Origin of the sequence: Halobaculum sp. XH14, assembly GCF_032116555.1 — an archaeon.
GTDB classification, from domain to species: domain Archaea; phylum Halobacteriota; class Halobacteria; order Halobacteriales; family Haloferacaceae; genus Halorarum; species Halorarum halobium.
In genome coordinates, this window is sequence record NZ_CP134949.1 from 2,179,652 (window position 1) to 2,193,074 (window position 13,423).

The 13,423-nt window shown below is 70.5% G+C and carries 13 protein-coding genes; 5 read left to right on the forward strand and 8 right to left on the reverse strand.

Annotated features, from left to right (window positions below; genetic code table 11):
- Window positions 1-39: 39 nt before the first annotated feature.
- The 5 genes from RJT50_RS11155 to RJT50_RS11175 all read right to left on the reverse strand — a co-directional run bounded on the left by RJT50_RS11155 (window position 40) and on the right by RJT50_RS11175 (window position 6,479).
- A complete protein-coding gene (locus tag RJT50_RS11155; RefSeq protein ID WP_313691398.1) occupies window positions 40-1,038 on the reverse strand; it encodes a S49 family peptidase in 999 nt (332 codons plus the stop codon).
- 588 nt (window positions 1,039-1,626) lie between these two features.
- Entirely contained in the window at window positions 1,627-2,550 is a 924-nt protein-coding gene (locus tag RJT50_RS11160; protein ID WP_313691399.1) for a coiled-coil protein, read from the reverse strand.
- A 240-nt stretch (window positions 2,551-2,790) separates the two neighbouring features.
- Window positions 2,791-3,546, reverse strand: coding sequence for a metallophosphoesterase (locus RJT50_RS11165; RefSeq protein ID WP_313691400.1), 756 nt, complete (start codon window positions 3,544-3,546; stop codon window positions 2,791-2,793).
- Entirely contained in the window at window positions 3,547-5,181 is a 1,635-nt protein-coding gene (locus RJT50_RS11170) for a hypothetical protein (protein WP_313691401.1), read from the reverse strand.
- Entirely contained in the window at window positions 5,178-6,479 is a 1,302-nt protein-coding gene (locus RJT50_RS11175) for a Single-stranded DNA binding protein (protein WP_313691402.1), read from the reverse strand. Before RJT50_RS11175 ends, RJT50_RS11170 begins: the two co-directional genes overlap by 4 nt.
- 290 nt (window positions 6,480-6,769) lie before the next feature.
- On the opposite strand from RJT50_RS11175, the gene RJT50_RS11180 reads away from it, so the two are divergent.
- Complete coding sequence (locus tag RJT50_RS11180; RefSeq protein ID WP_313691403.1) at window positions 6,770-7,546, forward strand: SDR family NAD(P)-dependent oxidoreductase; 777 nt, start codon at window positions 6,770-6,772, stop codon at window positions 7,544-7,546.
- Window positions 7,547-7,719: 173 nt separating this feature from the next.
- On the opposite strand, the gene RJT50_RS11185 is transcribed toward RJT50_RS11180, so the two are convergent.
- Window positions 7,720-8,358 carry a DsbA family oxidoreductase gene (locus RJT50_RS11185; protein ID WP_313691404.1) on the reverse strand — a complete coding sequence of 213 codons (639 nt, stop codon included), beginning with the start codon at window positions 8,356-8,358 and terminating at the stop codon, window positions 7,720-7,722.
- A gap of 113 nt (window positions 8,359-8,471) precedes the next feature.
- Between RJT50_RS11185 and RJT50_RS11190 the strand changes: the two genes are divergently transcribed.
- From RJT50_RS11190 to RJT50_RS11200, 3 genes are all read left to right on the forward strand, one after another.
- Window positions 8,472-8,936: a DUF7575 domain-containing protein gene (locus RJT50_RS11190; protein WP_313691405.1), complete on the forward strand. Its 465-nt coding sequence runs from the start codon at window positions 8,472-8,474 to the stop codon at window positions 8,934-8,936.
- Complete coding sequence (locus tag RJT50_RS11195; RefSeq protein ID WP_313691407.1) at window positions 8,933-9,550, forward strand: TetR/AcrR family transcriptional regulator; 618 nt, start codon at window positions 8,933-8,935, stop codon at window positions 9,548-9,550. The genes RJT50_RS11190 and RJT50_RS11195 overlap by 4 nt, the downstream gene beginning before the upstream one ends.
- A gap of 119 nt (window positions 9,551-9,669) precedes the next feature.
- Complete coding sequence (locus RJT50_RS11200; protein WP_313691409.1) at window positions 9,670-9,999, forward strand: hypothetical protein; 330 nt, start codon at window positions 9,670-9,672, stop codon at window positions 9,997-9,999.
- Window positions 10,000-10,025: 26 nt separating this feature from the next.
- Here RJT50_RS11200 and RJT50_RS11205 read toward each other — a convergent pair whose 3' ends face one another.
- Window positions 10,026-11,885 (reverse strand): cbb3-type cytochrome c oxidase subunit I, encoded by a 1,860-nt coding sequence (locus RJT50_RS11205; protein ID WP_313691410.1) that lies wholly within the window; start codon window positions 11,883-11,885, stop codon window positions 10,026-10,028.
- A 60-nt stretch (window positions 11,886-11,945) separates the two neighbouring features.
- Complete coding sequence (locus tag RJT50_RS11210; RefSeq protein ID WP_313691411.1) at window positions 11,946-12,401, reverse strand: DUF6789 family protein; 456 nt, start codon at window positions 12,399-12,401, stop codon at window positions 11,946-11,948.
- Window positions 12,402-12,705: 304 nt separating this feature from the next.
- Between RJT50_RS11210 and RJT50_RS11215 the strand changes: the two genes are divergently transcribed.
- Window positions 12,706-13,401, forward strand: coding sequence for a hypothetical protein (locus RJT50_RS11215; protein ID WP_313691412.1), 696 nt, complete (start codon window positions 12,706-12,708; stop codon window positions 13,399-13,401).
- Window positions 13,402-13,423 lie beyond the last annotated feature (22 nt).

The window sequence follows — 13,423 nt, forward strand, 5'->3', positions numbered from 1 at the left end:
TGAGGGGGAGTCAGTGGCGCCGTCGCGACCGGTCCGAACTCACAGTTCCAGCCCGCCCTCCTCGCCGGCGACCGCCGCGGCCGCGCCCGCGCCGAGCGCGTAGGCGACCGACGCCGCGCCCACCCCGAACCGCTCGGAGAGCCCGCGCTGGGGTTCGAACTCCTCGCGGACCGGCTCGACGTCGATGAGTTCGCCGACGCGGTCCTCGGCGTCCTCGTCGGTGCCGAGCGCGGTCACCAGCCCCATGTCGACGGCGTCCTCGCCGAGGAAGACGCGTGCCTCGGTGTCGCGGACCGCCTCCTCGTCGAGCTCGAACGACTCGGCGACGCGCTCGACGAAGTTGTCGTACCACGAGTCCGAGAGCCCCTGGAGGTACTCGCGCTCGCGGGGTTCGAGCTCCTTGAACGGCGCGCCCAGCGAGTCCTTGTACTCGCCCGAGACGATGCGCTCGTAGGAGATGCCGTACCGGTCCGCGAACTCGGCAAAGCGGGTCTGCGTGAACCGCACGCCGATGCTGCCGACGAGCGAGGCGTCCCGGGCCCAGAGTTCGTCACAGCCGGAAGCGATCCACATGCCGCCCGACGCGCACAGATCGGTGGCGTACGCGACCGTCGGGCCGTCGAACTCCATGGCGGCCATGCGGATGTCGTCGCTGGGGACGACCTCCCCGCCGGGCGTGTTGAGCTTCAACATCAGCGCCTCGACGTTGTCGTCCCCGTCGGCGCGTTCGATCTGCTCGACGATCTCGTCGGCGTCGGGCGTCGTCGGCGAGCGCGGGAGCGGTCCCCCGCCGCCGTCGCGCGTGATGGGGCCCGAGACCTCGACCTCCGCGACGGTGTAGTCCGCGAAGTACCCGCCGAGGGCGCCGGACGCGAATCTGATCGCCACGAGAACCAGCCCTGCCGTGAGCAGCACGCCCAGCAGTTCGGCGAGGTCGCCGGGGAGCCAGTACAGGAACACGAACCCGAGCGCCGCGGCCGCGAGGCCGACGACGACGAGCACGAGCGCTCGGACGCCGTTCTGACTTGAATCTGCCATACCCGGAGCAGACGCGCCGGCGACGTAAAAACAGGGGACGGATTTCGAGCAGGTGACCGGCCAACCGGCGGCGGTGGCGCGCGTGACTCGAACCCCCTTGTGGGGTGAACAGACGCGCGCGAGGGATGGGTGAGGGAGGCGAGCGAAGCGAGCCGACCGAGCGAATCGGCTGCTCACGCGAGCGATGCGAGGGTGAGTTCCGAGGAGCGTGCTCCGAGGTAAGGGAGGCGTGTGGCTGCCGTGCGGTTGCGGTGCGGCTGGGTGGGACTGAAAGGGAGCGCGGCGTTCGCGGGCGCTTGCGCTCGTGAATTCGGGAGAGCGTGCTCTCCCGTACGTCGGCGAACCCCGGTCCCGCAAGCACCGCAGTGCGACCGGAGGGAGCACGAGGAGCGTAGCGTGGGCCGCGAGAGCCGAGAGCCGCGGGGGCTTTCGAGAACTGGCTCCCGACGGATCAGTGAACGTAGAATCCAAGCGCCGCGGGGACTTCCGCGTCACCAGCCCGTTACACACGGGGCGTACCAAACTGCCGAAGCGAAAGCTACCCAACCAACGACAGCCGACCGAAAACGCGAAAATCCGACCGTCCGTCTAGAGCAGCCCCGTCTTCTGGAGCTTCATCAGGTCCTCGGTGTCGAGAGTTTCGCCTTCCTTGAACTTCTGGTAGATCTCCTCGGCCTCCTCGCGTTCCTCCTCCTTCTTCTCCTCGCGCTCGGCCTTGCGCTCCTGCTCCTCCTCCTTGTCCAGTTCGCGCAGGCGCTTCTGGACGCTGACGAAGTCCTCGTGGTGGCGGTCGGCCGCCTCCTGGGCCTCGACGAACAGCTCGTGCATCTCGTCGGCCTCGTCGCGGATCTCGTCGGCCTCGCGGTAGGCCTCGATCATCTGGTTGTGGTGCTCCTGGGCCTCGTCCGCGAGCTCGGTCACCTTCTGGTGGTGAGTCGACGCCTCGCTACGGACCTCCTCGGCCTCCTCGATGAGCTCCTCCAGGTCGCCGCTCTGCTCGACCTTGCCCTTCTTCTCGGCGAGCTGCTCGCGCTTCTCCTCTATCTTCTCGATGAGTTCGCGCTCGTCCTCGGTCGAGAGCACCTCCGTCTGCTGTTTGAACTCGAGGTCCTCGATCTCCTCCTTGAGCTCCTCGATGGATTTGCCCGAGCCGAGTTCGAGGTCCTGTTTCCGCTGCTCGACCTCGTCGAACAGCTCGTTGGCCTCGGCGTTCATCTCGTTGCGCGACTCCTTGTGCTCTTGAACCTTCTCGTTGAGCTCGTCCCGCTTCTCGCGGTGCTCCTGGGCCTCGTCGACCTTCTCGCGCGTCTTGGCGTTCAGGTCGTCGCGCTTGGACGCGCGCTCGGAGGCCATCTGGTTCAGATCGTTACGTCGGTCGCGCAGTTGACCGGCGAGTTTGATCAGCGACCCTTTCGAGCCGCTCTCGAGCTTTTCGTCGTCGAGCTCGACGTTCTGTGATTCCGCAAGCTGGTCAAGTCCGTACTCTTCGAGAACTTCCTCTTTCGTTACCATGATTCGTTACCTCGACACCATACTGCTCCGGGTGTGGCGGTCGCTCGGGGAGTGCTGTCGGTCCGGTGTGTGAGAACCCCGTATCATTCAGCGTGCTGTGCCACGACGCCCCGAAGGCGTTCTGGTACTCACGACTACACGGCTGGCGTACATAAACCCACCGGTAATTCGGCGGGTGAAAACGGGTAGCACACGGCGTGAAACCCTCGGAAACGCGTGATAACGAGTACCGTGGTTTCCTCACACGGCCCGGTAGGCACCCAGCCGAGTCCCGTCCAGCAGGTACGCCTCGCCCCCCTCGAGCCCGTCGGGCAGGAACGGCGAGAGGAACGACTGGCCCGCGACGTTCACCCACGTGCCCCCGGAGCGCTCGTTGAACGCGGGGAAGACGACCAACTCGGGGTCGCCCCACTCGTCGATCTCGACCCGATCCGCGAACGCCGCACGCGAGAGCGGGCCGCGGAGCCACGCCCGTTCGACCCGCGTCCCGCCGACCTCGTCGGCGAGCCTGACAGCCGCGTGTTCGTGGCCCATACACACCACGTCGGCACCGAGGACCGCCGGCGACGGCCAGGTGTGGCCGTGGAGGACGCCCACGTCGCCGATGCGGCCCCCGTTTGACGGCGTCACCTCGATCCGGTCGTCGAACGCCTCGGCGACGCCGGGGTCGTGGTTCCCGAGCGCGAGCGTCACCGGAACCGCGACCGCGTCGAGCAGGTCCCCGATCTCCTCGCGCTCGATCCCCTCGGTCTCGCCGATCCGATGACCGAGGTCGCCGAGCACGACCAGTCGGTCGGCGTCCGTCCCGGCCAGCAGTCCCAGCAGTCGCTCGCGTCGCTGCTGGGCGGCGCTCTGGAGCTCCACGCCGCGTTCGTATCGGAGGCCGATCTCGATGCCCGCGTGGTAGTCGGCGACGACGAGTGCCGTCTCGTCGCCCAGATCGGCGGTCGCCGCCGGCGCGCCCGGAACCGGCTCGACGAGCGACTCGGTCGCCATTCAGATGGACTTCAGCGTCCCCTCGCTGGGCTCGTAGCACTTGCCGCTCATGAGCGCGTCCTGCACGGCGTCGTCCGCCTCGTCCTCGCTCACGCCGAATCGGTCGGCGGCGGTCGCCACGACCTCGGCGCGGTCCGCGCCGTCGCCGTCGTCGAGTTCGTCCATCAGGTCGAGAACGGCGTCCTCGACGTCGACGTCCCCGGCCGCCTCGCCCGCGTCGGTCGTTCCATCCTCGCTCGACTCGGTCGCATCTCCGTCGGTCGCCGCCTCCGCCTCGTCGTCGCCTTCGGCCGGCTCGGCACCGGCTTCGGGCGCTTTCGCACCGGTCTCCGGTTCGGGCGTCTCGATGCCGGCCTCGCCCGCGTCGGGGACGTCGCTTCCCGAGGAGAACTCGACGCCGTGCTCCTCCTCGACCTCGCGGCGTTCCTCGTCGGAGACCGCGTCCTCGAAGTCGCCCAGGTCCTCGTCGTCGAAGTCGCCCAGCGCGGCGTCCTCGTCCGTGTCAGCGTCGACGTCGGGTTCAGCGGCCGACCCCTCGGACTGCTCGGCCGCATCCGCGGTCGGTTCCTCGGGATCGGGATCGGGGTCGGGGTCGGTTTCGGGCTCCGGACCGGCGTCTCCTCCGACGTCCGTCCCCGACCCGGTGTTCGCGTCGGCAGCGTCGCCGGTGGTCGCAGTCGAACTGGCGGCGTCGGCACCGCCGGTCGTCGCGGCCGCCCCCGCCGGCTCCGCGGCTTCGTCCGCTCCCGCGTCGGGCTCGGAGTCGGCCTCGGCAGCCGGTTCGTCCGGCGCGTCCGTCGGTTCGGCCTCGGCGGGCTCCGCTTCCGCCGGCTCCGACTCCGACGGTTCCGCCTCGCTCGCCCGCCCGGGAGCCGCGGAGAGGTCGAGCCCGTGATCCGGAAGCGGGCCGACCTCGGCCGGGCCCGAGGCGTCCGGTTCGGTCGACAGCGCGCGGGCCTCCTCGCGCTCATCGGCGACCACTTCGAGCGCGTCGACCGCGAGTCGGCGGACCGCCTCGACGTACGCCGGCGTCGTGCCGTAGTGCTCCAGCGCGCGCGGAATCCCGGTCGCGAGCTGTTCGGGCGCGCCGGCGGCCTCGAGCCGCGTCTCCAGCGCGTCGCCGCGCTCGTCGAGTTCCAGCGCGGCCGCGAGCACCGCCAGCCTGTCGAGCGTCGCCTCCGCGGTCGAGACCGTCCAGCGGTCGCGCGTGTCCGCGTCGACCTCGCTCACGCTCTCCGGGCGGACCGACGTGTAGACGACGTCCGCGTCGTCGGGTTCGAAGGTGCGGGCCTTCCCGGTGAGCGCGACGAACGCCGGCGGCGTGGTGCGCTCGAGGAACGCGAGTTCCTCCGGCTGGTACTGGCCGGCGTAGGTGACGAACGCGCCGGTCGGGTCGACGACCCGCCCGCGGACCGTCTCCTCGTTCACCGACTCGACCTCGGTGAGCACGCCGACCGCGAACAGGCGATTCACCCGGAGGCCGGTCGGGGTGACGACGTAGTTCGGGGCGCGCTCCTCGTCGCTCTCGGAGTACTCCAGCGAGGCGTCGTCGAACTCGGCGGCGAACAGCCGGTGGGCGACCTCGCGGGTTCCGGGGCCGGAGTCGTCGTCACCGCCGTCGTCGTTCGAACTCACGTTCTCACCTCCCCGGAGTCATCCGGGCCGGGTCGGGCACCCACCCCTTCGAGCGCGGCCTTCGCACGTTCGGCCGGGTCGTCCCCGCTCGATTCGAACTCGCTCGCGTCGAGGTTCGCGCCGTACTCGTCGACCGAGAGGTGGCCGCGGACGCGGTACTCGCGCCCGACGAGTTTCCCCCGCACGTCCTCGGCGACGACCTCGCGGCTCATCGCCTCACGCGCGGCCTCGAGGGCGTCCTCGAGGGTGCCGCCGTACACGTCCTCGGTGATGTCGCGGTCGAGGATGGCGGTGACGGTGGCGGTGCCGTCGTCGAGGATGGCCTTCACGCGGAGGTCGTCCTCCGGGTCGACCTGCCCGTGGCTGCGGCACTGTCCGTTCTGGACGAGTCGCCCGCAGTCGGGACAGCGTTCGATGAGCCCCGAGCCGTCACGGACCTCGAGCACGTTGCCGGTCACCTCGACGTCGTACATCCCGCCCGAGCCGATCGCCTCGCCGATGGCGACGCGTGGCGCCTCGTCGGTCACCTCGACCGAGGCCCCGGCGACGGTCGTGAACTCGGTGAGGTTGATGGAGGGGACGCCGCGGAACTCGCGGACGTACACGTCCTCGATGCGGAGTTCCGCGCCCTCCTCGACCGCCGGCGTCGGGTCCCAGTCGGTGAACGGGAGCCGGGCGGTCTCGTCGCCGAGCACGCCCGAGAGGATGGTGGTCTCGCCGTCCCGGCCGTCGATGACGCGCTCCTCGACCTCCATCACGCGCGCCTCGACGGTCAGGCCGCGGTCGCCCGCCTCGACGTCGATGAGGTCGCGCTCGCCGCCGACGTCGTACGGGACCTCGAGCGGCTCCGACTCGAGCGCGACGGAGGAGGACTGGCCCATGTTGAGTTCGGGCCGACCCTCCCACTCGCGCACGCCGGCGTTGCCGACGGTGACGGTGTCGCCCGGTTCGAAGCCGAAGTCCTGCCAGGCGGTGTAGCTGATCGTCCCCGTATCGTCGGCGAGTCTCCCCTCACGGATGGTCGTGTCGTCGCCCTGGTAGCGGATGCTCCGTGTCCCGACGGTCAGCACGCGCGCCGTGACGCTCACGTTGCCCGAGTCGGTCGTGACGTCCGCGACGTCGACCGACGTGGGCGAGGCGTCGCCGCCGCCACCGCCGCCGTACTTCCGGCGGACCGACTGCTTCGCCTCGTCGATGGGGACGCTGTACTCCAGTAGGTTCTGCAAGTCCTGCTTGACCTCCGTTTTGTCTTCGCCGAGAGCGGAGGCGAGCTCCTCGGCGTGTTTGTCGACGTCCATCGCTCCGAGCTAGTTCGGGACGGCTGTTAAACTCTCCGTGCCGTTTCGGCGGTGCCTGGGGTGAACGGTGGTCGGCTACAGGAGCCGATGTCGGTGTCACGGCACCACCGACGTTCTCGATGGTCGCCCCGCGCCACGGAGTCGTCCACGGAGACAGTCGGAACGGTCTGGCGGGCGACCGTCACCGCCAGCGGGTTCCGGGACGGTTTCGCCGTCGCAGCCACCAGGACGCCGACGTCGACCGGCTCGCCCGACCGTACGTTTACGTCACCTCCCGCAGACCCTCGTCCATGTCCATCGAGGAACGGTTCTCCGTCGACGGAACCACGGCAATCGTCACCGGCGCGTCGAGCGGCATCGGGAAGGCCATCGCCGAGACGTTCGCGGCCGACGGCGCGGACGTCGTGGTCTGCTCGCGCGAGCAGGGGAACGTCGACCCGGTCGCCGACGCGATCAACGACCGGGACGGCGGCCGGTGTCTCGCCGTCGAGTGCGACGTGACCGACGCCGGGGCGGTCGGCGCGCTCGTGGACGCGACCGTCGAGGAGTTCGGCGGGCTGGACTGTCTCGTCAACAACGCGGGCGCGTCGTTCATGGCGCCCGTCGAGGACGTCTCCGAGAACGGCTGGAAGACCATCGTCGACATCAACCTCCACGGCGCGTACCACTGCGTCCGGGCCGCCGCGGATCACCTCGCGGACGGCGGCGGCACAGTCATCAACGTCGCGTCGGTCGCCGGCCAGCGCGCCGCGCCGTACATGAGCCACTACGGCGCGGCGAAGGCGGGCCTGGAGAACTTCACGAAGACGCTCGCCGTCGAGTGGGCGGGCCGCGACGTGCGCGCGAACTGTCTCGCGCCGGGCTACGTGGCGACGCCGGGCGTCGAGTCACAGATGGGCGTCTCCGCCGAGAACGTCGAGCGGAGCGAGGTCGACCGCCGGATCGGCACGAGCCAGGAGATCGCCGACGTCGCGCGCTTTCTCGCGGCCGACGCCTCCTCGTATCTCACCGGCCAGACCGTGACCGCCGAGGGCGTCCCGCCGGGCGAGGAGTTGCCCGAGGCCTAAACCGCGATGCTCGCCAGGACCATCGCGGCCATCGCCGTCACGGTGAGGACGGTGAGGGACGCGAGCCCCAGGCGAACGCGGGCGGTCGTCGTCGCGCTCATGGACGAGCGGTTCCGCCGATCCCTTAAAAATCCGCGCCGCCAGTTATCGCGTCTGAGTTCCGGACGCGCCGATCACGACCCCTCGACGAGCCGTTCGAGGTGTGACGGCGGCACGGCACCCCGGGCCGTGCGTCCGTCGGCGACGAACGTCGGGACGCCCGTGACGCCACGCTGGCGGGTCTCCTCGAACCGCGACCGGAGCTCGGCTGCCAGTTCTTCGTCCTCGGTCGCGGCGCGGATCGGGTCGGGGTCGAGCCCCGCGTCGGCCGCGAGATCCGCGAGCACGTCGACGTCACCGATCTCCCGCCCCTCGGTCCAGTAGGCGTCGATGACGGCGTCGTAGAACGCCCGGAACGTCGCGGCGTCGTGCTCGCGTTTCACGAACAGGGCCGCCTGCTGGGCGTCCCAGGAGTCCACGTCGGGCGTCCCGTCGAGGTCGAGCATCTCCTCGGCACCGTACTCCTCCCTGAGTCGGGCGACGTTCTCGCGGACCTGCTCGAAGTACGCCTCGTCCTTGCCGTCGTCGACCGAGTCGTCGATCTCGCCGTCCGGGCCGCGTTTTTGCGCCCGCAGGTCGAAGAATCGCCAGTCGACCTCGAGGTCCGCCTCCCGACCGTCGCGATAGCGGTTCAACGACGCGCGCCCGAGATAGCAGAACGGGCAGACGAAGTCGGCGTAGACGGCCACGGTCTCGGACTGGTTCGTGCTCATCACCGGACGCTCGGTCCCCCGGCCGGGAAAAGCCCGCCCGCTCGTGGGCCCGCGGCGCACGGGCGTCTTCCGTGACCGACGGTCTTTTGCCACCTGACCGTTCAGTCAGGGTCATGGGCGAGACACGTTCCCCGAAGCGCCCGTGGCTGGCGGCCGTGCTCGCGCTCGCGGTGACGGGCCTCGGCCACGCCTACCTCCGGCGCTGGGGCCGCGCGTTCGGCTGGCTGGCGCTGGTGTACGCCGCGCTCGCGCTGTTCGTCCCGCCGGAGGCCGTGACGGCCGCGTCCGAGGGGTTGCGTGGCGGGTCGATGACGCTCCCGGCGTCGGTCGACCCGCTCGTGTTCCTCCCGCCGCTCATCGCGGCGCTGGGGAGCGTCGCGGACGCGTACCTGCTCGCGCGGGCCGACCGGGACGCCGCGCTCCGCGCGAACGACGCCGAGGATCACCGAACCTGTCCGAACTGCGGTCGGGAGGTCGACGAGGCGATCGACTTCTGCCAGTGGTGTACGACGCGGCTCGTCGATCCGGCCGGGGAGGCCGACGAGGACGAGCCCGGCCAGCGGGGGCGCGCGGAGTGACGGGGTCGGAACCGACCACCGACGGGCCCTCGGAGACGGAGCGACAGATCATGGAGGCGACGTTCCGCGCCCTCTGTGAACACGGCTACGCCGACCTCTCGATCGCGAAGATCGCCGAGAAGTTCGACAAGAGCAAGTCGCTGCTGTACTATCACTACGACTCGAAGGACGACCTGCTGGCGGCGTTTCTCGGCTTCGCGATCGACCACGTCCTCGCCGACCTGGAGGCGGAAGCCGGCGAGGACCCGATGGCGTCGCTCCACGCGCTGGTCGACACGGCGTTGCCGCCGGAACCGCCCGGGGACGCTGCCCAGGGCCAGCGCGCGCTGACGGAGCTCCGGATGCAGGCCGTCACCGACGAGGCGTTCCGGGAACGGATGACCAGGCAGGACGAACGGCTCGTGACCCACGTGCACGAGTTGCTCACGCAGGCGGCGGACGCCGGACTCGTCGAGGACACTGACCTCGACCGCGCGGCCGAACACGTGCAGGCGACCCTCGCGGGCGGGATGTTCGGCCGCGCGACCACCGACCGGCCCGAGGCGGCTGCCGCGATCCGGGAGTCGCTCCACGACTACCTCGACGGGCTGTGCGTTCCCGCTGAGGACGACTGAGCGGCGTCCCCGGGACGGAACCGCGGACGCCGACCCCCCACCGAACTCCTTCCGATTGCTGGGATGTCGTCGCTCGCGCCGGCCCAACAGTTATCGCCGACGCTCCGGTGTGCTCTCACATGAAGCCGACGCGACGCGGAACCGCGGCGTCGACGAGGGCGGCCGCGGCCCTCCTGCTCCTGCTTGCCGGCTCCGCCGTCGGCGTCCGGTTCGGCTGGCAGTACGCGGTCTCGGCGGCGGTCGTCGTCGGTCTCGCCGCCGCAGCCGTGTCGGCGGTGCGTGGTTCCCGATCCGACGACGGGGGCGACTCCGGCACCGTCTGGGACGCGATCCCCTCCTGGCAGTACTCGGGCCGGCACGCCGAGTCGGGCGGGCTGACCCGTGACGAGCAGGAGAGCGCGCTCCGGGACGTCCAGGAGGAGGCCGACAGGCGCGAGCGTCGCCGGTAGCCGGACGCGACGACGCGGCTCCCGCGTCAGTCCTCCTCGGTTCCGGAGGTCGTCCGCCGTCGCCGTTCCGCCAGTCGCTCCTCGAACCAGGCCCACTCGCGGCTGAACTGCCCGGTCTCCTTCAGGTCCCACGGGTCGCCCGTCGTCACCGGCGTGCCCACCCGGGCCGACTGTGCCACGTTGAACAGCCAGAGCGTGACGCTGATGCCGATGATCGCCGCGCCGCCGGTCGCCGTCCAGTGGAGCACCGGCCAGGTCGGGTGGACGCCGAGCGCGGACGCGTACTCCGCCCACCGGCGGGGGTGGCCGCCCATCCCCAGCAGCAGCATCGGGAAGAACGTCACGAAGACGCCGATGATCAGGGTGTACGCCTGCACGCGTGCCATGCGGCGGTCGTACATCCGCCTCGTGAGCAGCGGGAACCAGTAGTAGGAGGCCGCGAACACCATCATCGCGATCACCCCCATGACGATGAAGTGGAAGTGGCCGACGACGTAGTAGGTGCCGTGGAGCACCCGGTCGACGGGGATGGACGCGAGCACGACGCCCGTCACCCCGCCGACGACGAACAGGCCGACGCCGCCGATACAGAGGATCATCGGCGCGGTCAGTCGGATCTTTCCGTTCCACAGCGTCGTGATCCAGTTGAACGTCTTCACCGCCGACGGGACCGCGATCGCGAGCGTGACCGCCATGAACGACGACTGGAGCCGCGGGTCGATGCCCGTGGCGAACATGTGGTGGGCCCAGACGCCGAAGGAGAGCACGCCGATGGCGAGCGTCGAGTAGACGATGAACTTGAAGCCGAACAGCGTCCGCCCGGCGAACTTCGGCAGGATGAGACTCACCAGCCCGAACGCCGGCAGCACGAGGATGTACACCTCCGGGTGGCCGAAGAACCAGAACAGGTGCTGCCAGAGGATCGGGCCGCCACCCTCGACGAGGAAGAACGTCGTCCCGAAGTTCCGGTCCATCACCAGCATCACCAGCGCGCTCCCGAGCACCGGGAACGCGAACAGGATGATGCCCGCGGTGGTGAACAGCGTCCACGAGAGGATGTCGATGGTCGCCCAGGTCACCTCGGGGTCGCGGTCGACGAGCACGGTGACGATGATGTTCACCGCGCCGAGGATCGTTGCGACGCCCGAGAGGTGCAACCCGAGCAGCATGAGATCGACCTGCGGGTTCGCCTGCATGATCGAGAGCGGCGCGTACATCGTCCACCCGGTCGTCGGCGGCTCCAGCAGGAACAGCACCTCAAGTCGCGGGCCGAGCGCGGCGACGGCCTTCCCGAACACCTCCGTGACGAGCCCCGCGCGAACGAGCAGCAGCGACGGCGGGAGCAGCCAGAACGCGAGCGCGTTCACCCGCGGGAACGCCATCTCGTCGGCGCCGACGAACAGCGGGAGGAAGTAGTTCGCCACGCCGGTGAATGCGGGCGTCACGAAGAAGAACAGCATCGTCAGCCCGTGGGTCGTGAACAGCGCGTTGTACGTCTGCTCGTCCCAGACGGTCGTGCCGGGCGTGAGCAGTTCCGTCCGGATCATCAACGCGTCCGTCCCGCCCCACAGCGCCGCCACCAGCGCGAACGCGAAGTAGAGCGTCCCGACGTCCCGGTGGTTCACGGTCGTCAGCCACCTGATCGGGTCGTACGGGAGCCGCGCCCGCAGCCGCGTGAGCCGAGACGCTCGCGTCCCGCCGTCGGACCGGCTCGCATCCCCGGCCCGGTTCCGACCGTTCGCCCGCGACCCGGCTCGCCCTCGAGCGCCGCCCCGCCCGTCCGACCGGATCGTCCGCGAGAGCCAGCCTGCACCGAAGAGCAGAGCCCCGACGACGAGGATCGCCGCGATCGACTCGGCGAGCGTGGCCTGGAGGGCAGGAAACATGCCCCAGGCTTCGTCGGCACCCGACTTATGGGTGGGGATGTTCGACCGCGTCGCCGGCGATCACTCCTCGTCCGGATACGCCGGCATCGGTCGCCGGGCCTCCGTCTCGCCCGACAGCCTGCCGTAGACGGCTCCGAGCGTGAAGCCGTACGCGACGTGAGCGAACAGCGTCAGCACGCCGAAGACGATCAAGATCGCACCCGAGAGTTCCCCCCGCCCGAGCAGGACGAACGCGACCCACAGCGGCAGCGCGAACCCGACGCCCCTGATGGCGGGGTCCGGACCGAGCGGCAGGTACGCCTCCAGCGCGACGAACACGAGCGGCCACGCGATCGTGCCCGCGGCGACGAACAGCAGGAACCCGAGCGCCTGGTTGCCGGGAACGCCCACGAACCGCGCGACGACGGCGAACAGCCCGATGCGCGAGCGCGTCTCCACCTCGATGAGCAACAGCGCGACCGAGAGCACCGACACGCCGGCCGCGCCGCCCACGATCGCGCTCGTCGGCTTGTTCATGGCCGTCGGTTGGCCGCTCGCCGGGAAAAATCCACGCGATGTTGAGGGCGGGGGTGGGGTGGTGTTCTCGTCGACGGCGGCCGTTGCCCTGATCTCGAAAGCCCTCGTGGCGCTGGAGCCGGTGCGACCGCCGCGTTCGCGTGAGCCTCGAACGAGCGGCCCCGCGGTGTGCGGCCGCCGCGCGCCCGATGGAACGGATCCCAGCACATCGATGCGATCGCTGGGCGGTCCCGCGCTCCGTCCGCTGTGTAGCACCCCGTGGTCGTGGACAAGGTACTTACGGCGCGCTCGTGAGCACCCGCCCATGCCGCCCTCCGCCGGACGCCGACGGATCGCCGACGTCGCAACCGCGCTCCTGCTCGTCGCATCGCTCCTCGCGGTCCCCGCGGCGGTCGACGCCCGCGGGCCGCCACGACCCGCCTGCGGGGTCTGTACCGACGCGCTCGAGGACGCCGCGGCCGACCGTGACGTCGCGGTCGAACGCGCGGACTCCGAGCTGACGGTCCGGGTCGCCGAGAACGGCTCGTCCCGCTGGACGGCCCGGGTGACCCTCTCCGAGGGGGCCGCGGCCCTCGAAAACGACTCGCTCCGGGAGGCCGTCGTGGCCGACGCGCGACACCGGGCGGTCACCGACCCCGAGTCGGTCACGAGCCGGATGGAGGGAGACACGCTCGTCGTCTCCTACCGGACCGACGCCGCGACCCGATGTGAGGCCGGCGTCGTGCTGTTCACCGCGTTCCGGGCGACCGGCCCGTCGATGCCGTTCGCCATGGGCGGTGAGGGGCCGGCGTATCTCGGCGCCGAGGAACTCACGCTCCGCGGCCCCGACGACCGCGTCGCGGCGGGCGAGTACCCGGAAGCGAACGCGTCCGGCGGGCGGATCCGGTGGACCGGGTCGGAAACCTCGTTCGGCGGCTCGGCGGTCGTTCCGTTCGTGCCCGAGGACGCCGCGTTCCCGGGGGTCCGGGCCGGGGTCGCACGGCTGCTCCTCCGCTTTTGAACCCGGAGCCCCGCGCTCGTCC